Source organism: Rickettsia endosymbiont of Polydrusus tereticollis (assembly GCF_964026385.1).
GTDB lineage: Bacteria > Pseudomonadota > Alphaproteobacteria > Rickettsiales > Rickettsiaceae > Rickettsia.
In genome coordinates this window covers 1,188,927-1,210,295 of record NZ_OZ032142.1, presented here as the reverse complement: position 1 = coordinate 1,210,295, position 21,369 = coordinate 1,188,927, and the positions used below count along the sequence as shown (strand labels likewise).

Genomic DNA, 21,369 nt, shown 5'->3' with positions numbered 1-21,369 from the left:
GCTCAAGTTTTTAAATATTTAGATTAGATTATAATAAGAAAATCAAATTAACAAGTATATTAGCCATAAATTTTATACAAATTGTCAAAATTATCAGTCTCATATTGAATTTTGACTATAATTGTCGGTAATCAAAAGAATTTAGTTAACCCGAGCATCTGGGTTCTGTCGCATCTATTGCGAAGTTTTGAGATATAGAGTATAAGGAGCGAAAAATTATAAACATGCCCTTCCATATATCGCCAGAACTTTTAAGCCATTTTAAGGGGTTTTCTACAGGAAAGGACAATTTTTCTCGCAAGAGGTATTTAGCCCTTTACTTATAAGGCTTTCAGAGGACAAATTGATTTTAAAATCATGAGCTAGTATTACTCTAAAAGCCTGTTAAATCAAGGAATTCGGCTTTGCATAATTTTCATATTTTAAGGCTTGTTTGTAATAGCCCGATAATATACAGATCTGCTAATCCCAACCATATTACAGATTTCGGTTACTGAAAAATCCTTTGATTTTGCTAATGATTTTAATTTTTTAAGCTTTTCGTGAGTAAGAGCTTTAGGTCTTCCACCTTTTCTACCTTTGAGATAAGCCGCTTCAAGCCCCGCTTTAACTCGTTCGGTAATAAGTGCTCTTTCCATTTCAGCAAACGCTGCACATATTATAAACAGTGCCATTCCCATTGGAGTTGTGGTATCAATATTATTTTCTAATGAAATAAATTCAATTCCCTTTACTTTAAAATCATTTATAAGCTCCATTAGTTTTGTGGTTCTTCGTCCTAAGCGGTCAAGCCGAACAACACGCACGGTATCGCCTTTCCGGAGTTTACTGATAAGACGGTTTAACTCTAATCTATCATCTTTTGCTCCGGAAACTTTTTCTTTAAAAATTTCATCACAACCGGCAGCAGTTAGTTTTTGAATTTGAATATCTAAATTTTGTTCATTTTTAGAAACCCTAGCATAACCAAATTTCATTTTTTACTTTTTATTTTAAATAAAATGTTCCAAAAACCTAAATGATAAGGTATTTTCATCTAATGTCAATTGGCATTAGTTTTGGAATAGATATTTACTAAGAATACATTACAGAAGTGTAATATAATTTTGGGATATCAAAAACAGCAGTTTCTGGAATAACAAATTATGACAAGATTGAGAATCTTATCTGATGATGATTACGATAAATTATATAAAATACCTAAACTCACTGATGAAGAACGTCAATTTATTTTTGAGTTAGATGAGATTGATAAAAATTACTTAAATACAATAAATAATACTTCAGTAAAAATTAATTACATTTTGGGACTGTTGCGAGATGAAAAATTTTTGATCAAATTATAAAATATATACCCCGAAATCCTGATACTTTTGTTCTCAAATTAGAAAATTTGAAACAAAACATTTATCTTGCAACAGTCCCATAAAATGCGTTATTACTGCAAGAGCAATCAGCATGGGAATTCACTTAATCCTAAAAGGGTAGCATCATGATATTGTTCTACTGGAAAATGAAAGTTTTTGTTTTCGATGACAGTTACAGGTCTTGGGTGTAGAGGAGGGTAATCATAAACTGGACCACAATCGTCATATATTGGCATCCCAGAGTCTTTGTCCTCTATATCAACACTTATTTGCAGTTGAGTCTTAACTTGTCTTTTAATATGTGGTGTTTCTTTTGTGATCATGCTATAAAAAAACGTACAAATCGAATTAAGATGAGATAAAATAAATCTTAGGAGGATTTGCAATGAGTCAAAAAATATACGATAAAGAATTTAAAATTAATGCAGTAAAACTGTATTTAGCAAATAAAGGTAGTAAAAGCATCAATGATATTGCTAAGGATTTAGGGGTTTCACGCTCTGGTTTGGGATATTGGCTTAAGAATTACAAAGGCAAAGGAGAGGCTAGCTTTGTTGGTAGTGGCAATGTAATGAATCAAGAGGTACGAGATTTAAAGAGGGAATTACATCTTGTAAAACAAGAGCGAGATATCCTAAAAAAAGCAGTGGTCATCTTTTCAGCTCCCGCAAACAAAGGTACGAATTTATGAAGAATCATAGTTCTTGTTTTTGTGTAGATCAGATGGCTAAGATTTTAGGGGTTAGTAGAAGTGGTTATTATGATTTTATTAATCACATGCCAAGTAAAAGAGCTGAATATAATGAGGAATTGATAAGTAAGATTAAAACTATTTTTACAGAAAGTTATAAAACTTATGGAAGTCCAAGGATTCATACAGAGTTAAAAGAACAAGGCTTTGTTTGCTCACGCCCTCGAGTAGCAAGGCTAATGCAAGTAAATAGCATTCAAGCAAAAATGTACAGAAAGTTTAAAAAGACTACAAGGCAGTCTGATAAACCTTATCATAGGGGAGAAGATTTGGTTAAACAAAATTTTTCTGCCTCAAGCCCAAATAGCATTTGGGTAGCTGATATAAGTTATATTTCTGTAAATAATAAATGGGCTTATCTTGCTATAGTACTTGACCTGTTCTCACGGAAAGTAGTAGGTATGGCGTTAGAAGAAACTATGAGAACTGATTTGATAATTAAAGCTCTTAACTCTGCTGCATTACAACGTAAACCCTTAAAAGGGCTTATTCATCATTCTGATCTTGGAAGCCAATTTACTAGTTTTGACTTTTATAATGCAACCAAAAAACACGGAATTGTTTTAAGTCATGGAAAGACTGGTGTGTCCTATGATAATGCTGCTATGGAAAGCTTTTTCCACACTCTGAAAACTGAGCTTGTTTATTTTAAAAAATACCAAAGCTTAGAAGAAGCAAAGCTTGATATATTTACTTATATTTTTACTTTTTATAACCAAAAACGGAGGCACTCTACATTAAATTATCAAACTCCAAATGAGTACGAGTTACATTATAAAAAAATTAAAAACGTCTCTCTTTAATTTGTCCGTTTTTTTGTTGCAAGATCAATTTTAGATGAAGCAACTTCAAGTCTTGATAGTCATACAGAACAAGAAATACAAAAATCTATTAATACAATGCTTGATATTGAGAATGTCACTATAATTGCTATAGCCCATAGATTATCTACCATTAAACATATGGATAGGATTATTGTTATGGATAAAGGGGATATTGTTGAAAGCGGTACTTTTGCAGAACTTATTCGTAAGGAAAAAGGTAAATTTAAGGAACTTTGGGAGCATCAAGTTAACGGGTTTGTTTAACATTAGCTTGCAATAAACTTAAACCTTGGAACTTGCTTTTCATCCACCGGAGTCAATTCATGTTAGTGTTATTGCGTGGATCGAATCTTTGGTGTCATACCAGCGAAAGCTGGTATCTAACTTACTAATTTTGTTATATCGTTAAGTAGATTCCCTCTTTCGAGGGAATGACATCAAACATTTGAGCCAGGCAACAACGCTCTGCCTTTGTGGGAATGACATCAAAGGTGCTTTGTGGCTATCCACGCAACAATGCCGACCGACGGTATAGTGCATACTCAAAAAAAACTACTCTACAATAATACTGCCGATTATTCCTCTATAGTAAATATTTGGATTATACATAGGTTCGCTATAGACGGCAGGGGTTGCGAAGATTCCTTTATTGATAGCTTTTATTTTATATTGATATTTTATTTCGTAATTTGGAATAGTGCCGAATAGAATTACTCTATCTTCACTACGTTCGATATTGATAGGTTGCCATATAAGTGTTTTGTTGTCATCTCGTAATATATTTATAGTATTATTTACTGGTAATAATTCAAAGCCCGCCGGCAATAAGTCTAACACTACGATATTATTCAGCGTATCTTTGCTGCCTGACCGAAGCGTAAGCGAAACAATAATATTTTCACCTAATTTTACTTTATTAACTTCTTTATTATTTTCATCTAAATATTTCTTCGTTATCTCGATTCCTTTACTTATTTCCTGATTATCTTTTAACGATTTATCAAAACCTGAAGTTAAGAGCTGATAAAAGAATCCCTTCGTCGACGAAATTAATTCTAAACTTTGAGTATCGCTTGCCGCAAAGTCGGCAGTCATTATTTTATTGCCTTGCATTGAAAGCTCTTGCTGCTCTTTATCATGACTATAAGCTTTAACCTTAATACTATTTTCTTCTACATTATTTATATTATCGGCATAAGCCACGCTTGCCATAATTGCGTAACTTGCTGCTAAACTATTATAATTATCATTCGACAAGTTAGCAATTTCCTGAACAATTAATTTGTCGATAGTTTTTAATCTTTCCGGAAAATGCCGGGATATTATATATAGATACTGACTATATTTTATTAGAGCATTATAATATTGATAATCTGAAATTGTTGAGGAGTTAATAGCTTTATTTAAAGTAAAACTATCTAGTAAATTATTAGCTTCCTCATTCATTTGTAGCATTTTATAGCTAGCGGCTAAATACACCGAAGTTAAATCGTCCCGCCAAATATCTTTCTGAGAAGTTTCTAAGTAATTTAAAACATTAGCTATATAATTAGTAGTAATCTCGTTATTTTTGGTAAGTATATAAATAGCATAAGCCTTTTCTCGTGCAGAATTTAAAGAATTAATTGATCTATTTGCCGTATTTTTAAGGTAATTTATGCCGGACGTAAAAGTATCGCTCGGTACGGGTAAGTATTTTGCCGAGCTTTCCGTTAAAAAATGCATAGCATAAATGGAAATGAAGTCATCTGAAACGTTGTCGGAGTTACTCCACATATTAAACCCGCCATCGTAATTTTGTCTTTCGCTTAAGGTTTGAAATGCTTTAGATAATGACTTATCGATTTTTTGCCGTTCAAGCTCAAGAGTTTTTACTAATTCTTGTTCATTATATAATACGACATTAGCAAAATTTCGGCTTACTAATTGCTCGGTACAAGCAAACGGGTAATTATCAAGATAACTTTTAAAGCCCCGAATAATAGCTAGCGGTGATTTGGCAACCGATAGCTGAAGTTTAGCAAATTCCGAATATAAATCTCTTGAGGTTTTTAGAGTAATTTTATCTAACTGTGCATATCCCGTATCGATAGTAGTAACATTCGGCAGAGGAGGACGCACGCTAGCGGTGGAAGTCATTACCGATTTTGTATTATTCAAAGAGGCGGTTACTTTAAAATTTGCCGAACCGAGTTTAGAAGTAGCTTGTAATTTAACGTTAATACTCCCTTCTTTACCTTCGCTTATTTTTATCTCTCTAGGATAATCTAGTATTTTCAGCCCTTCGCTTGTTTCAATATTTACTGAAACTTTAGCATCTCCTGAATTTTTTACATTATTGGCGATTGTTACGGGGACTAAAAACTCGTCAGTCGGTGCAACGAATAAAGGTAGGTTCGGGCTAATCACGAAATCCGATTGAACATAAAGCTTAGTATCGGTGCTACCCACGGAATCAAGATTTGCAGCAACAGCCATAACTCTTAAAGTGCCGTTAAAATAATCGGGAATATCAAACGTAATTTGTTTTTTATCAAGCGTCGAGTCAATAATACCTGACCAAAAAGCAACAGGAGGCTGATCTGATCTTTTAAACGGGTTTAAGTTTTTGTTTAAACTCATATAATTACCGCCGCCAGGGGCTGCCATAAAGGTTCGCATCATAATTGAATTTTCCGGTAATATTAAATCCATAATATGCGAAGTTGTGACCTCTAACGCTTTATCTTTAATAAAATAATTAAGTGGATCAGGCGTTTTATAATTGCTAAAAGATAATATACCTTCATCAACGGCAAATATTATGATTTTACCGGGTTTAGAGGTACGATAATTTACGGTTAGCTTCTCACCTGATTTTACCCTGTCAGGTACGGTTAATTCAATTTTTTGTTCATGCTTATAAATATCAGCGGTAAAGGGTAGGCTCGCATAGCTAAAAGGAGAAACAAAAATTTCTTCAGAATCTAGTTCTCGCATAAACTGAACATTAATAAATCCTTTGCCGGTAAAATCTTCAGGGATTTTGATTTCTTGAATACTGCTAGTTCTGTCTGCTTTAAACCAGGTGAAATTATGCACTTTATCGGTTTCAATAGTGATTAAACCATAGCCCGTATAAGGAGCGATAACATTTATAAGAATTTTCTCACCGGATTTATAGTCGCTTTTATTTAGTTTTAAAGTAAGGTTAGCCTTCTCGGTTAAATTTGCCGCAATATTTCCTTCGCCGAGTATTGAAAATTCCGCCTGAGAAAAAATAATATTATTTTTATCCGTTAAATAAATAACATAGTCTCCTATTTCTTTAGTAGGGAGATTATAAACATAGCCGGATTTTTTTGTTATATTAATCTCGGTTGAGGATAAAGGAGCTTCTACCGGTGTTGATTGATATGAATAACTACCGTCACCGTTTGCAACTAAGCTATTTACATAGTTAATTTTCTTCAAGATAAGCTGCAATTTCGTAGTATCTATTTTGTTACCATAGCTATCTATTGCGATAAACTCGACTTTAGAGTTTGATTGTTGTTTTAGATGTTTTAAATCATTGGCAGTTTTAAAGCCGATAATATAAGGTAACGGGGAAACGATAATTGATTTATTAGCGTTAACGCTTCTGCCGGAATCAGGTTCAAACCCTTCGGCTGAAAAAGTTAGATTGTAAGTAGCTCCATTATATTTTGCCAGATTTAAATCAAATATTCCGACGCCCTTATCATCGGTGGTAACGTCACCAAGTCGGTCATTAAAACTTTCTTTATTATCTTTGCCGCTATAAAATATGTAATCCCTAAAAGCAGCTACTGAAAATTTGGCAGGGTTAACTTGAATATAAGCAGTAATTTTTCTATTTGCTGCCGGCGTGCCGTAAAGATTACTTAAATTAACCGTAGCTTTTAGCTTTTCCGGTGCAATCCATAATTTATCCTTAACATCAGCAAAATCTATATTTATTTTCATTCTATCAGGCAGAAAATCTTCTACCCTTACGGATAAATTATTAAGGTAACTAGTAGTTTCTTTATCTTTCGTTAGGTATAAATTTATATTATATGAACCGGTAAAAGAATCCTCGCTAGTTTGAAATAAATACTCGGTAAAGCCTTCTTCATTTAAAAATACTTTCTTCTTATCTATTATTTTTCCGTGTGGATTAGTAACTTGTAGCTCTAGCGGTAAGCCGGCAAATTTACTTTGCCAGTTACTTTGTTTGACGAGTATCCCGATATTGCCTTGCTCACCGGGCTTATAAATTCCACGATCGGAAAATAAATAAGCTTTCAGTCCTTCAGGTGAGCTTTGTGCTCCCGATACATCAAACCGTGAATAATTAACTTCTCTATCAACTCGACCATACGGCATAAAAGAAAAGTCATCGCCGCCTGTTAGCACATAAGCAATAGGTTTCTTTTCTTTAGTAAAATCCCGAATACTGGGCAAAGTCGTATGACCGTTAGAGTCTGTTACACCGCTCGCTAAAACCTCGCCGTTAAGACCGATAATATCCGCCTTAACTCCTTGTGCCGGCTTACCGGTGCTGATAGAGGAAACAAATATATGCTGCAAACCGTCTTTATCTGTTTTAACTATAAATCCAAGGTCGGTTACTAAAATTAACCTTTTATCCTCGGCAATATTATTGCCGTTCTCATCTTTATAAGAAACTTTTGTTAGGAATAAACCTTTGCTATAAGAATCTGAAGAGTCAGGTTTTAAATATTTACCGAAATCTAACGTAGAATAACTAGGTAAGTTGGTATTTTTAGAGTCTATAGCTATATCTTCTTCAAATATTTCAGAAATATTATATTCGTTGAAAGAATATTCATTGATAAAAGTTGGATTTTGGAAACTGTTATATCTACTTGTTTGACTGATTAAATGGTTAATGTCATCTTGGTTAATTTTATCGATTTCTACGTGTAATTTATCTATACCGATCGAGTAAACTGATAATTTCTTTTCTCCCGAAAGCGATAATATTGAGCCGTTAGACATTAATTTAACTTCTTTAAGCTCGCTCGGTACTTGTATTATTTGACTGTAATCATTTCCTAAAACTAAATTTCCTTGAGCTTCCATACCTTGTTTTATTGTGAGCAACAAATATCTAGAGGGAATGGTATTAATTTTAAAACTATGTAGTGTGCCGATTTCTGAAGCAGAAGGCAAAAGTTCAAAATTTACTTTTTCGGCTTTCTTCAATATATCATCGGTGATTTCTTTAGGGCTTTGCCAAGCATAATCCTTTTTCCCTAAGCCTCCATGCAAAGAAGCCGGTTTATCTTTCGGTAATAATAATAATTCTAGGTGGTTTTTAACCTCTTCGCCTGATATAGGGGCATTGGTCGTAACTATTATTATTTGCTGTGGGATATATTTATTATCTTTAACTATCGTAGCCGCTGTCTTGGTAACTTTTAGATATGATGAAAGGCTCGGCACTAATACTTGCTGTTTGTATGAATATTTTTGAGGATCGATATTTTTATGCTCAAAATCCTCTCCGCCATATAACGGTTTAATTCCGTCTTCAATAGTCAAGGCAACAATATATTCGCTATTCTCTAAAGTTTTTATATTAGTAATTATAGTAGCTTCAGTATTGTTATCATTAAATTTTATCAAGAAAGGTAGTTTTTCTTTACTACCGGATTTAACAAAGCTAAGCCTTTCTTCTAAAGTTTTAGGGTCAATAGGATAGTTAAATTCTATCTTTGTTTGAATAAGCTTTTTGTCATTATCTTGCAGATAATTCATTTCTTTGATGAGCGGTAATAAAGGCAGAGTTTTGAAAGTGATATTATTCTGATCTAGATTTATAAATTGTGGGAAAATAGCTTTTTCATTAATAGTGATTTTATAAGTTTGATTAGCTAAAAAATGCTCTTTCGGTGTGAAAATTATATTATAATCCCGGTTAAATCGCCATTCGCCGGCAATTTTGGGTTCGATAGTTACATATTCATTTATTTTTTGTCCTGCAAGCCCTAAATCCCTATTGGGGGTGGCACACCAGTCTTTAATTCGTGTATCGCACAGATTAATGTTTAAAGAATTTTGACCGGCTAATTTGTCTAAATTATATTGCGGTATTTTTAGATATAAGGGGATTTTTTCATCAAAACTTACTTGTGTAAGATTATTTTTACCCTCTGCTAGCGTCGTCAAATTAACTAACAGGAAAAAGATAATAAGCAGAAATTTATAATAAGGATAAAATATATTTCTCATGCTGTCACTTATATTTAACGTTATAAAATTTTTATGCTAGCATATCAGTTAATCAATTAACAGAAATTTATTTTATACTACTCTATAATATTTATGAGCAGGATATATACATAAATAAGATTGTGTTATACAAAATAAATATTTTTATATATATAATATTTACACATTAACTTTATAAATCACCGTAAACTAAAAAATACATATGACTTTTATTAAAGAATTTGCAAATAGGGGATATTTGCACCAATGCACCGATCTTGTGCGGTTAACCGAATTAACGGCAAAAACAAAAATAGCTGCTTATATCGGCTTTGATTGTACGGCTACGTCGCTACATATCGGTAGTTTGATGCAGATAATGATTTTGCGGCTGCTGCAGCAACACGGACACAAGCCGATCGTGATAATCGGCGGCGGAACAAGTAAAATCGGTGATCCCACTTGGAAAGATGAAGCTCGTAAAATCTTAAGTAAAGAAGATATTGCCAAGAATGCCGAAGGTATTAAAAAATCTTTGTCGAAATTTATTAAATTCGGTAGCGGTGAAAGCGACGCTATTATGTTTGATAATGCCGAGTGGTTAGACTCTCTTAATTATTTAGATTTCTTAAGAGATTTCGGTGCGTTTTTCTCCGTTAATCGTATGCTTACTATGGATTCGGTAAAGTTGCGTTTAGATCGTGAGCAGCATTTAAGTTTTCTAGAATTTAACTATATGCTACTACAAGCCTATGATTTTTACCATTTAAGTAAAAATTACGATTGTGTGTTACAGTTAGGCGGTAGCGACCAATGGGGTAATATAGTAATGGGTGCGGAGCTTATCAGAAAGCTAACCGGCAAGGAAGTTTTCGGGATGACGACGCCGCTACTTACGACTTCTTCAGGGGATAAAATGGGTAAGTCGGTCGGTGGAGCGATATGGCTTAACGAAGACCTTTTAAGTCCTTACGAATATTACCAATATTGGCGTAATTGTGAGGATGCGGATGTTATAAGATTTGCTCGATTATATAGTGAGTTATCGGAAAATGCTTTAGCAGAGTTTGAAAATTTAGCAGTTTCGGACATTAACGGTGCAAAAAAACAATTAGCTTATAATTTGACTAAATTATGCCATGGAGAAGAAGCGGCAAAATCGGCATTAGAGACGTCAGTTAAACTATTTGAACAGGGAGAAATTGACGAGAATTTACCGACGATCATAATTGAACAGGAAATTTTGCAATTAGGCATTCCGGCATTTGAATTATTTTATAAAGCAGGGCTTAGCACTTCAAAGTCCGAAAGCCGTAAATTAATTAGAGGTAAGGGGGGCAAAGTTAACAATCAAACTATACTTGATGAAAATATGTTAATTAATAATAGTTTTTTATTGGACGGTCAGATAATTAAGCTTTCCGTCGGTAAGAAGAAGCATATACTGGTTAGAGCTGAATAAATTTAACACCTGTTATTCCCGCTAGGTGTCGTTGCGTGGGCGGTACAAAACACCTTCGATGTCATTCCCGCGAAAGCGGGAATCCAGAAAAAATACTCAAAATAAGCAAAATTATATAAAAATTTACTATATAATCCGCTTAAATATTCTCTGGATTCCCGCTTTCGCGGGAATGACATCAAAAATTCGATTCACGCAACAATGCCGCCTCGCCATGACGTTTGGGGTATCCATGCAACAACGCCGGTATTATTCTTTAAACTGATAGCTATAGAGTATATTATGAGTAAAATTAGGCTTGATGAATATTTGTTAAAGTTGGGTCTCGTTGAAAACATTACTTTAGCACAAAGCCTTATCATACAAGGGAAAGTACATAACGAATCTAGACAATTAACTAAACCCGGCATGCAAGTCAATGTTAATGCTACAAATATTAAGGTAAAGCAACCGGAACATAATTACGTATCACGGGGAGCTTTAAAACTGATTGCTGCTTTAGACCATTTTAAAGTTAATCCGCAAAATTCGGTTTGCCTAGATATCGGCAGCAGTACCGGCGGCTTTACCGAAATATTACTTGAGAGAAAAGCAAAATTAATTTTTGCTGTAGATGTCGGTTACGGAGAATTACATCATAGGTTACGAGATAATCCAAGTATAATAGTGTTAGAGCGAACTAATGCACGTTATTTAACCAATAGACATATCACCGCTCCGCCTGATTTAATCGTTTGTGATGCTAGTTTTATTAGTTTAACAACAATATTGCCGGCTTCTTTAAGCCTGGCTAAACAAGATTGCAAGCTTATTGCTTTAATAAAACCGCAATTTGAAGTAGAAAAACATGAAGTAGAAAAGGGCGGAATTATTAAAAATCCTCTTTTGCACCAAAAAGTATGCGATAAAATCAAAATTTGGCTTGAAGAAGAGCATAATTTTAAAATATTCGGTATAATAGAAAGCCCAATACTCGGAGCAAAAGGTAATAAAGAATTTTTAATCTACGGAAGACGAAAGATTTTATAATTTTGAATTAAATATTGCTAATATATTCTAACTGGTGTATCTTGTTTATAATATGATATATGGGTAGGAAATTAGGTGGGTTATCCCACCTTTTTTGTTGGTAAAGCGATTCGTTGTCATACCGTGGTCAAGCCGGTGCATTATTGCATGGCTCGAAAAAAGCACCGTATGTCATTCCCGCGAAAGCGGGAATCCAGACCTTTTTTTGTCATGCTGAACTTGTTTCAGCATCTCTTGCAAAAGGTCCTGAAATAAATTCAGGATGACTTAAAAATATTTTTTTTCTGGATTCCCGCCTTTAGCTAGAATGACATCAAAAATTCGAGCCATGCGTACAAGTCACGGCATGATATCATCCATAAACTACAAGTAATAAAATTTAAAAATGCCATCCATTGAACAACAAATAACGAGCTTGATAGAAGAAACCTTAACAATTATGGGTTTTGAGTTGGTGGTTGTACGTTTGCGAGGATTAAACTATAAAATACTTGAAATATTAATTGATAGGTTAGACGGCGAAAAAGTAACTATAGAAGATTGCCGACGAGTTAGCCAAAATATTTCCGCTATTCTTGATGTAGAAGATATTATTGATGATGCATATAATTTAGAAGTGTCATCAAGCGGTGCGGAACGCCCATTAGTAAAATTTGCAGATTATAATAGATTTAGCGGTAAAGAAGTTAATATAAAACTTAAAGCATTATTAAACGGAAAAACTCGTTATCAAGGTAAGATAATTAAAGCCGAAGATGATAAAGTTTACGTAAATCTTAAGGGAGAAGAGTTAGTAATTGATTTTAACTTAATTAAAAACGCTTCTTTAGTTCTAACGGATGAAATGTTTCAAGAATTATTAGGTAAAAAATAAAATACGGTAAAAAATTTATGTCTAACATAGGTAATGTGGAAATTTTACAAATTATAGATTCTGTAGCTCGTGAAAAGGGTATATCAAAAGAAAATTTAATTTCGGCAGTTGAGCAGGCAGTCCAGGTTGCGGGACGAAAAAAATACGGTAACGAATATAATATTAAAGCACAAATTAATAAAAAGACCGGCGAAATAAATCTTTTAAGAGTTCTTGAAATAGTAGAAGAGGTAGAAGATTATTTAACTCAAATTTTTCTGAAGGATGCTCTTGAAAAAACAGCGGATGCTAAAATCGGTGATGAGATATATGAATACTTACCGTCGATCGATCATGCAAGGGTGGCGGCACAAGCTGCAAAGCAAGTAATAGCTCAACGTATGGTAGAAGCAGAAAGAGAAAAACAATATTATGATTTCAAAGATCGGAAAGGTGAAATTATAAACGGTATAATTAAAAGAATAGAATACGGTGATGTATTTGTTGATTTGGGACGTACCGAAGCAATCATTAAAAGAGAGCAATTAATTAGAGGAGAAAGCTTTAAAATTAATGATCGTGTTAAAGCTTATGTACAAGATGTAAGATTAGAAGCTAAAGGACCGCAAATTTTCTTATCTAGAACCGATAATCAAATGTTAATTAAACTATTTGAATTAGAGGTACCGGAAATTTATGATAATATTATCGAAATAAAAGCAGTAGCTCGTGATCCTGGTTCAAAAGCTAAAATAGCGGTGTTTGCTTCGGATACAAGCATTGACCCCGTAGGGTCATGCGTCGGCATTAGAGGCAATAGAGTTCGGGCAGTGACAAATGAGCTAAACGGTGAGAAGATAGATATAGTATTATGGACTAATAACGTTGCTCAATTCGTAATTAATGCTTTGGCACCGGCAGAAATTACCAAAATTTTAATTGATGAAGATAAGAGAAAAGTAGAAGTTGTAGTATCTCGGGAAAATCAAAGTATGGCTATCGGCAGGCGAGGGCAAAATGTGCGTTTAGCCTCAAAGCTAACAGGCTGGAATATCGATATAATGACGGAAGAACAAGAATCAAAAAGAAGAAATGATGAATTTTTAACTTCAACCGAATTATTTATGGAAGCCTTAGACGTTGAAGAAGTTATAGCACAGCTTTTATCGGTTACAGGCTTTACTTCAGTGGAACAAATAGCAAATAGTGAAGTTGATTCGTTAACGGCAATTGAAGGTTTTGAAGAAGAACTTGCTATAGAAATTAAAAAAAGAGCGAATGATTATGTTGATATTAAAAACGAAAAAATTGTTAAAAAGCTTGAAGATCTTGGAGTTGAACAAGAATTAATAGATATTTTAGAACTGCAACCTGATGCTATATTAAAATTTGCCGAATACGGTATAAAAACAATAGAAGATTTAGGAGAAGTAAGCTTAAACGAATTTAAAACTTTAGCTCCTGATTCTAATATAACGGATGAAAACATTAAATTGTTAATTAAAACTGCCCGCCAACACGGCGAGTTTAAGGATAGTCAAGAAAAGGATAATATAGTTAATTGAATATGTCATTCTAGCTAAAGGCGGGAATCCAGAGAATATTTAAACGAATTATATAGTAAATTTTTATATAATTTTGCCTATTTTAAGTGTTTTTTCTGGATTCCTGCTTTCGCAGGAATGACATATAGCACTTTTTTAGAGCCATACAACAACGCTTTCAGTCGCTCGCAATGACGTTTGGGGGATTCATGCAACAACGCTCCTATTGCACGTGAATGACATCAAAAATTTGAATTAACTACAATAATTTAATAATTGCTAATTATAGGCGGTAAAGTTATACTACTCGTATTTCGAGAAACTTTATACTAAATATAATATTGCTACGTAAAGGTTTAATATTTATGACGGATAACCAGGAAATCAAACCCAAAAAGTTGACGCTTGGCAATTCAAAACTATCGCTTAATAAATCTATTGAGTCTCTCAGTGGGTCTCAAAGCTTTGTTAATTCTAAATCTAGAACATTAGTTGAAATTAGAAAAAGTACAGTAACCGGCGGTACACTTTCTTTAGGTAAAGAAAAAAATAATTCAAATCAAAATCTAGAATCGACTAATGAAGAGTTTAATAGGCGTTTATCTATTCTTAAAAAAGCTGCAGAGCAGGCAAGGTCTAACGAAAATGCACCAATAAGCACTTTAAGCAGACTTGCAAGCATGAATCAAGTTACTGCTCCGAAAGAAGAAGTCGCAGAAGAGTTATTGCCTAGTGATAGTGAAGCTGAAACATCGAACGATGTTGTTACGGATTTACCGAAACCGGAAAAAAAACTAGAGACTTTTGTAAAATCTCCTTTAATCGGTGTTCGTAGTCGTTTTGGCATTGAATCCGAAAGCGATATGGGAAAGGAAAAGTTAACGGAAGGAAAAATAGTTGCACCAAAAATCAAAATTGAAGAACCAAAGAAGCTAAAAAAGACCGACATCTTTAATATGCTCGGTGAAGACGGCGGTGATTCGGGGGCTAAAACTAGAAGTCTTGCATCAATAAAAAGAGCTAGAGATAAAGAGAAACGAAAATCACAGCAGCAGCAACCGGAAAAAATATATCGAGAAGTTACAATCCCTGAAGTTATAAGTATTAGCGATTTAGCAAGCGGTATGTCGGAGCGGGCTGCCGACGTTATAAAAGAACTAATGAAATTAGGGATTTTGGCAAATACCGCTCAAATGATCGATGCAGATACGGCGGAATTAGTCGCTACAAATTTAGGTCATACGGTAAAAAGAGTTCAAGAATCGGATATTGAAAATATTTTAATTAATAAAAATGAAAAAGGTGAAGATTTAAAGCCGCGTGCTCCTATTGTGACTGTTATGGGTCACGTAGATCACGGTAAAACTTCATTACTCGATGCTTTAAAATCTACTGATATTGCAGCAGGAGAAACCGGCGGCATTACTCAGCATATCGGTGCTTATAGAGTTACTTTGGAGGGCGGTAGAGCCATTACTTTTATTGATACACCCGGGCATGAAGCTTTTTCGGAAATGCGTGGTCGAGGTGCACAAGTAACCGATATAGTAATTATAGTAGTTGCTGCCGACGACGGAATTAAAACGCAGACAATAGAAGCAATTAATCATGCTAAGGCTGCCGGTGTGCCTATAATTGTTGCCATTAATAAAATCGATAAACCTGATATTGATATTGAGAAGGTTAAAAATGAACTTTATGTTCATGACGTTATTAGTGATGAGTCGGGTGGCGATGTCATGGTTATACCGGTTTCTGCTTTGAAAAAAATAAATTTAGATAAGTTAGAAGAAGCGATTTTACTAGTTGCCGAAATGCAAGACCTTAAAGCAAGTCCGGTCGGTGCTGCAGCCGGAGTCGTGATCGAATCAAGAGTTGAGAAAGGTAAAGGAGTAGTTGCAACTATATTAGTGCAACAAGGTACTTTAAAAAACGGTGATATAATAATTGCCGGTACTTCTTACGGTAAAGTTAAACGAATGAGCAATGACAAAGGATTAGATATCCGTGAAGCATTACCATCCGTACCGGTTGAAGTTTACGGTTTAAATGAAGTTCCGCATGCCGGCGATAAATTTAACGTAGTACAAAATGAAAAACAAGCAAAAGATATCGTAGAATACCGCACACGTATAGTAAAAGAACGTAAAATCTCTATTGCTCCAAGGTCAAGCTTGGAGGAGTTATTCCTGAAAGCCGCAGGCACGGGTAAAATAAAAGAATTGCCGGTAATTATTAAAGGGGATGTCCACGGCTCAGTTGAAGCTATTAGCGGTAGCTTATTAAAATTACCGAATGATGAGGTGAAGCTTCGAGTTCTTCATAGCGGGGTAGGACCGATAACCGAGTCCGATATAACTTTAGCACAAGCTTCCAAGGCTATTGTGCTTGGCTTTAACGTTAGAGCCGGTAATAATGCTACGGCAATGGCGGAAGAAGAAAAGGTGGAAATTAGGTATTATAGTATAATATACGATTTATTAGATGACATAAAAGCGATAATGAGCGGTATGCTTGACCCTATTATCCGTGAGCAATATATCGGTTCAGTAGAAATTAGACAAGTATTTAACGTTTCAAAAGTCGGAAAAATAGCCGGCTCTTATGTAACGAAAGGGGTTATAAAGAAAGGTGCCGGCGTACGCTTATTGCGTGATAATGTAGTAATTCACGAAGGCAAGCTTAAAACTCTCAAACGTTTTAAAGAAGAAGTTAAAGAAGTTAGAGAAAATTTTGAATGCGGTATAGCTTTTGAACATTATGAAGATATAAAAGAGGGCGACGTAGTTGAAGTTTTTGAGCTTATTGAAGAGAAAAAACAGTTATAGGCGGCACGGGCATTGTTGCATGGCTCGAGAAATCAGTGTGTCATCCCCCCACGGGTCGGCGTTATTGCATGGATAGGTTAAAGCATGTTCTATGTCATTCTAGCTAAAGGCGGGAATCTAGAAAAAACACTTAAAATAAGCAAAATTATATAAAAATTTACTATATAATTCGTTTAAATATTCTCTGGATTCCCGCCTTCGCGGGAATGACATCAAAAACTGGATGACCACGGCGTCAAGGGACGCCTCGCCATGACAGTTTGGGTATCCATACAACAATGCCAATGCCTCCTCACAATGATGATTTCGGAAGCCAGGCAACAACGCCACAAGTTTACTGTATCTATAAAAGATATCCTGAAACAAATTCAGGATGACCTTTTAAATAATTTTTCTGGATTCCCGCCTATGTGGGAATAACATCAAGGATGTTCAACAAACAAAATTTTCTAGATTCTTTAAATGATCAGCAACGAAAAGCGGCTCTTCACACCGAAGGACCGCTGCTTTTGCTTGCCGGAGCAGGGACGGGCAAAACAAAAGTATTAACTTCCCGGATAGCTAATATCATTTATGAGAATTTAGCCGAACCGCAGAATATCTTAGCCGTTACTTTTACTAACAAAGCTGCTAAAGAAATGGCTGAACGAGTTAATAGCTTAATTAGCTGTTACGGTCTTAATATCGGTACTTTTCACTCAATGGCAGCAAAAATACTTCGTGAGCAAGCCGAACATTTAAATTTATCTTTAACTAGTAGATTTACGATTATCAACCATGATGATCAAATGAAATTAGTTAAAGATATCGTTAAGCAAAAGGATATTGACGTAAAAAAATATGCTCCTAAGTTGTTACATATTATAATTTCACGCTGGAAAGATCAAGGATTGCTACCTTCTAAATTATCAAATTCGGATGTCACTCTTCCTATTCAACGTGTAGCTAAGCTTGTCTATGAAGAATATCAACAAAATTTACTTATCTCTAATGTGGTAGATTTTGGCGATTTATTACTTTACAACAACGAACTTTTTATTAAAAATCCCGATATATTAAGGCATTACCAAAATAAATATCAATATATTTTAATTGACGAGTATCAAGATACTAATATAGTGCAATATTTATGGGCAAGGATGCTGGCTAGCTTTTCTAAAAATATTTGCTGTGTCGGTGATGATGATCAGTCTATTTATGGCTGGCGAGGTGCTGAAGTCGGGAATATATTACGTTTTGAAAAAGATTTTTCAAATGCAACAATCATCAAATTAGAACAAAATTATCGTTCAACTCTGCCGATACTTGCCGCTGCTTCTAACGTCATTAACAATAATAAAAATCGTCATAGTAAAACACTATGGACTGACACAGATAGCGGAGAGAAAATTAAAATTGTTTCATGTTGGAGCGATAAAGAAGAAGCAAGGTTTATTGCCTCCGAAATAGATAGGTTAGTGCGGGAAGGAAAATATAACGCTAGCGGTATTGCAATATTAGTCAGGGCAGGTTTTCAAACTAGAAGTTTTGAAGAGGCTTTTATCAATAGTGCCATGCCCTATAAAATTATCGGCGGTCTTAGATTTTACGAACGAATGGAAATACGAGATTTACTAAGCTATATAAGAATTGCTTTAAATCATAATGATAATTTAGCTTTAGAGCGTATTATAAACGTTCCTCGGCGGTCAATCGGTGCTGCTACGGTTGCTCGTATCAAAAGCTATGCCGCAGAGGTCAATATTTCTATTTTCGTGGCTATTAAAGAAATGTTACAAAAAGGAGAGTTTAAAGCCAAATTATATGATAGCTTAAACGACTTCATTAACAAAATAGAGAGCTGGCAGGCAAGGTATAGCTTAGAAAGTCCGTTAGACGTTACGAAAGCCATATTAGATGAATCCGGTTACCTTGAAATGCTACAGGAGGAAAAAACTGATGAAGCTTTAGGGCGTATTGAAAATATCAATGAAATGCTAAGAGCGATAGCGGACTTTAACGATATTCACGATTTTGTTGAGCATTCTAGTTTAGTTATGGAAAATGAAGCGTTAGAAACAAATTTTGGCGGTTCTGTGACTATAATGACACTACATTCTGCTAAAGGCTTAGAATTTGACGTAGTGTTTTTACCGGGTTGGGAGGAGGGGGTGTTTCCTCATCAAAGAACTCTTAACGAAGACGGTGAAAAGGGTATTGAAGAAGAGCGGCGTATCGCTTATGTCGGTATTACCAGAGCAAAAAAAGAGTTATATATTACCTTTGCCGAAAGCCGTAAGATATTCTTTGAAATAGTTAGGTCGTCACCCTCTAGATTCCTTGCTGAAATCCCCGAAGAAATAACTATTAGAACCTCCTCTACGAAAAAATATTATCCTTATCACAATAAATTTTCTTTTTAAAACTTTACTTTAATTTGATTTCTTTAACTAATTATTGTTTAATTTTAATCGGTAAATAAATAATTGAGGAAATACGGTAATGGAAGGAAAACCAGGTACGCCGTCTGTTACTCCTAAGAACCTATCCAAATCCCAAGTAGAGAAAAAAGGTCATGGTCGTTAAAGTGTTGTTGCATGGATCGAAAAAGTGCTATATGTCATTCCCGCGAAAGCGGGAATCCAGAGAATATTTAAGCGAATTATATAGTAAATTTTTATATAATTTTGCTTATTTTAAGTGTTTTTTCTGGATTCCCGCTTTCGCGGGAATGACATCAAAAATTTGATTCATACAACAATGCCGATCATTAATAAGAACGGATAATAAATTTTAATTTAATTAACAAATAATTAATCGAGGAAGAATATGCCGCAATTAGATGAAGAATTACAAAAAAAATATGAAGGAGTAATAAAAGGTATAAGGAAAGACGCATTGGACAATATAGGGTTTTATGCACAAAGTTTGTATACTGCCGCTACTAATAATAACGGTATAGTAGATATGGATAATCCGGCTCTTAAAGATGCTATAGATCGTAGTCTTGGGAAAGTAGAAGAAAAGAAGGAAGAAGGTACTGAAGAACAAAAATTAAAAGAACAAATAGGAAAGGATGGGTATAGTGTAGAAGGAGTATTATATAGTGCTAAAAAAGCAATAATAGAACTGCAAGAAGCAGGAGTGCCGGAAGAAAATTTTGTAGAAATTACAGAGGAACTAAAGAAGTATAAAGAAGATGTAGGAAATAAAATGTCTTCTAAAGAGGGAGTAACCTCTTTAATTAATGATTACATAAAGGATAAGGGGATTGTAAACAGTATTGGAATAGTAGACGAAAATAGTAATTTTATTCCTGATAAAGGAGACATAGTAAAAAAGGTTGGAACAAATTTAAAATTACCTGAAGAGGTTTTAAATGCTGGCTTAAAAAGAATTGATCTCATAAGCCCATTGCATAAAGGAATAAATAAACATATGGCTCAGTGTTTTGCAATAGAGGGACAACAAGAAAATCCAGTGTGGTGTGTCCTCGATAGAGCGAAATTAACCCCAGAAAATATTGAGAAATTTACTAAATTAGTCAATCATGATATGAAGGCTTTTTCAGTCATTCAAGAAAATTTAACTTCTGAAATAAATGTTGAAAAAAATAAAGAAATTACTTCAGTATTATTACCAACAATAACCAAATTAAACCCTGAAGAAATGCAAGAAAAAGGTAAGGAAATTGTTAAAAATTTTGCTCCATTACTTGAAAGTAAAAACGAGAAGCTTGCCAAATCAACGGAATCGGCGTTAGCTAAATTAGATAGCGGGTATTTATCCGAGTATAGTGCGGTGATAGCAGCAGAGTTAAAAACGGTAAATGAAAAGGGAACTTCATTGTGGGAGAAGTTTAAATCGGTCTTTACGCATACAGATTACTTAGCAGAAAGGTTGAAAAAAGTTACCGATAATTATGTTTTAAAAAATAACGAATACGTTGAAAAAGAAATTAATAATAAAATCTTTTTAAATGCTATGCCGGAAAAACAACTTGCAACAGGGCTATCAGAATTTATTGAACAAAATAAAGATAAATTACAGGGTTTAGAAGACATTACATCAAAAATAAAAACTTCTTCTAAAAAAATTAATTCAAAAGAACTTGCAGAACTTCGTAAAGTTAACCCTGTCGGATTTGATAAAGCATTATTTGGTCAAGCACCGCATTATACAGTACCGGAAAATAGAGAAGAAATACAGGCAGCAATGGTAGTACCGCCGCCGCCGTTAATTTCTCCGGAAGAAGAATTAGCAAAAGAACTTGCATCTGTTCCACCGCCTCCTCTTGAGCAATCAGCAAAGGTAGCACAGCAAACACAACAAGCTAAGCAAGCACCGTCTTATGATAAAATTCCACCGCCGCCGCCATCGCCTGAAGTAACAAGAGAAGTAGCACAGACACAAAAACCGGTTACCCCTACTAAGACTCCTTCGTGGCAACAAACAGTAAGCAACCGAGGAGAAAGCCAGAAAAAAGACGGAGGGATAGCACCGTAATATATAA

At 34.5% G+C, this 21,369-nt stretch carries 14 protein-coding genes; 11 read left to right on the top strand and 3 right to left on the bottom strand.

From position 1 onward, the window contains the following. Positions 1-422: 422 nt before the first annotated feature. Positions 423-977: a recombinase family protein gene (locus AAGD48_RS05890; protein ID WP_341789370.1), complete on the bottom strand. Its 555-nt coding sequence runs from the start codon at positions 975-977 to the stop codon at positions 423-425. A gap of 168 nt (positions 978-1,145) precedes the next feature. Between AAGD48_RS05890 and AAGD48_RS05885 the strand changes: the two genes are divergently transcribed. Continuing rightward, the gene (locus tag AAGD48_RS05885; RefSeq protein WP_341789369.1) at positions 1,146-1,346 is read left to right on the top strand and encodes a hypothetical protein; all 201 of its coding nucleotides are present in this window, start codon (positions 1,146-1,148) and stop codon (positions 1,344-1,346) included. Between the two features lie 107 nt (positions 1,347-1,453). On the opposite strand, the gene AAGD48_RS05880 is transcribed toward AAGD48_RS05885, so the two are convergent. Continuing rightward, positions 1,454-1,690, bottom strand: a complete 237-nt coding sequence (locus AAGD48_RS05880) for a hypothetical protein (protein ID WP_341789368.1) — start codon at positions 1,688-1,690, stop codon at positions 1,454-1,456. Between the two features lie 62 nt (positions 1,691-1,752). Between AAGD48_RS05880 and AAGD48_RS05875 the strand changes: the two genes are divergently transcribed. From AAGD48_RS05875 to AAGD48_RS05865, 3 genes are all read left to right on the top strand, one after another. Beyond that, the gene (locus AAGD48_RS05875; RefSeq protein ID WP_341789367.1) at positions 1,753-2,058 is read left to right on the top strand and encodes a transposase; all 306 of its coding nucleotides are present in this window, start codon (positions 1,753-1,755) and stop codon (positions 2,056-2,058) included. Continuing rightward, positions 1,971-2,921: an IS3 family transposase gene (locus AAGD48_RS05870; RefSeq protein ID WP_341790717.1), complete on the top strand. Its 951-nt coding sequence runs from the start codon at positions 1,971-1,973 to the stop codon at positions 2,919-2,921. Before AAGD48_RS05875 ends, AAGD48_RS05870 begins: the two co-directional genes overlap by 88 nt. Positions 2,922-3,017: 96 nt before the next feature. Further along, positions 3,018-3,206: a multidrug ABC transporter permease gene (locus AAGD48_RS05865; protein WP_341789366.1), complete on the top strand. Its 189-nt coding sequence runs from the start codon at positions 3,018-3,020 to the stop codon at positions 3,204-3,206. 288 nt (positions 3,207-3,494) lie between these two features. Here AAGD48_RS05865 and AAGD48_RS05860 read toward each other — a convergent pair whose 3' ends face one another. Continuing rightward, positions 3,495-9,182 (bottom strand): alpha-2-macroglobulin, encoded by a 5,688-nt coding sequence (locus AAGD48_RS05860; RefSeq protein WP_341789365.1) that lies wholly within the window; start codon positions 9,180-9,182, stop codon positions 3,495-3,497. 202 nt (positions 9,183-9,384) lie between these two features. On the opposite strand from AAGD48_RS05860, the gene tyrS reads away from it, so the two are divergent. From tyrS to AAGD48_RS05825, 7 genes are all read left to right on the top strand, one after another. Continuing rightward, positions 9,385-10,623 carry a tyrosine--tRNA ligase gene (tyrS, locus tag AAGD48_RS05855; RefSeq protein WP_341789364.1) on the top strand — a complete coding sequence of 413 codons (1,239 nt, stop codon included), beginning with the start codon at positions 9,385-9,387 and terminating at the stop codon, positions 10,621-10,623. Between the two features lie 282 nt (positions 10,624-10,905). Next, the gene (locus tag AAGD48_RS05850) at positions 10,906-11,652 is read left to right on the top strand and encodes a TlyA family RNA methyltransferase (protein WP_341789363.1); all 747 of its coding nucleotides are present in this window, start codon (positions 10,906-10,908) and stop codon (positions 11,650-11,652) included. A gap of 385 nt (positions 11,653-12,037) precedes the next feature. Beyond that, entirely contained in the window at positions 12,038-12,526 is a 489-nt protein-coding gene (rimP, locus tag AAGD48_RS05845; protein WP_341789362.1) for a ribosome maturation factor RimP, read from the top strand. Positions 12,527-12,543: 17 nt separating this feature from the next. Further along, positions 12,544-14,070, top strand: a complete 1,527-nt coding sequence (gene nusA, locus AAGD48_RS05840; protein ID WP_341789361.1) for a transcription termination factor NusA — start codon at positions 12,544-12,546, stop codon at positions 14,068-14,070. 344 nt (positions 14,071-14,414) lie between these two features. Continuing rightward, a complete protein-coding gene (infB, locus tag AAGD48_RS05835) occupies positions 14,415-16,877 on the top strand; it encodes a translation initiation factor IF-2 (protein WP_341789360.1) in 2,463 nt (820 codons plus the stop codon). A 428-nt stretch (positions 16,878-17,305) separates the two neighbouring features. Beyond that, the gene (pcrA, locus tag AAGD48_RS05830; RefSeq protein WP_410526005.1) at positions 17,306-19,279 is read left to right on the top strand and encodes a DNA helicase PcrA; all 1,974 of its coding nucleotides are present in this window, start codon (positions 17,306-17,308) and stop codon (positions 19,277-19,279) included. A 544-nt stretch (positions 19,280-19,823) separates the two neighbouring features. Then, positions 19,824-21,362 carry a hypothetical protein gene (locus tag AAGD48_RS05825; RefSeq protein WP_341789359.1) on the top strand — a complete coding sequence of 513 codons (1,539 nt, stop codon included), beginning with the start codon at positions 19,824-19,826 and terminating at the stop codon, positions 21,360-21,362. Positions 21,363-21,369: the final 7 nt, after the last annotated feature.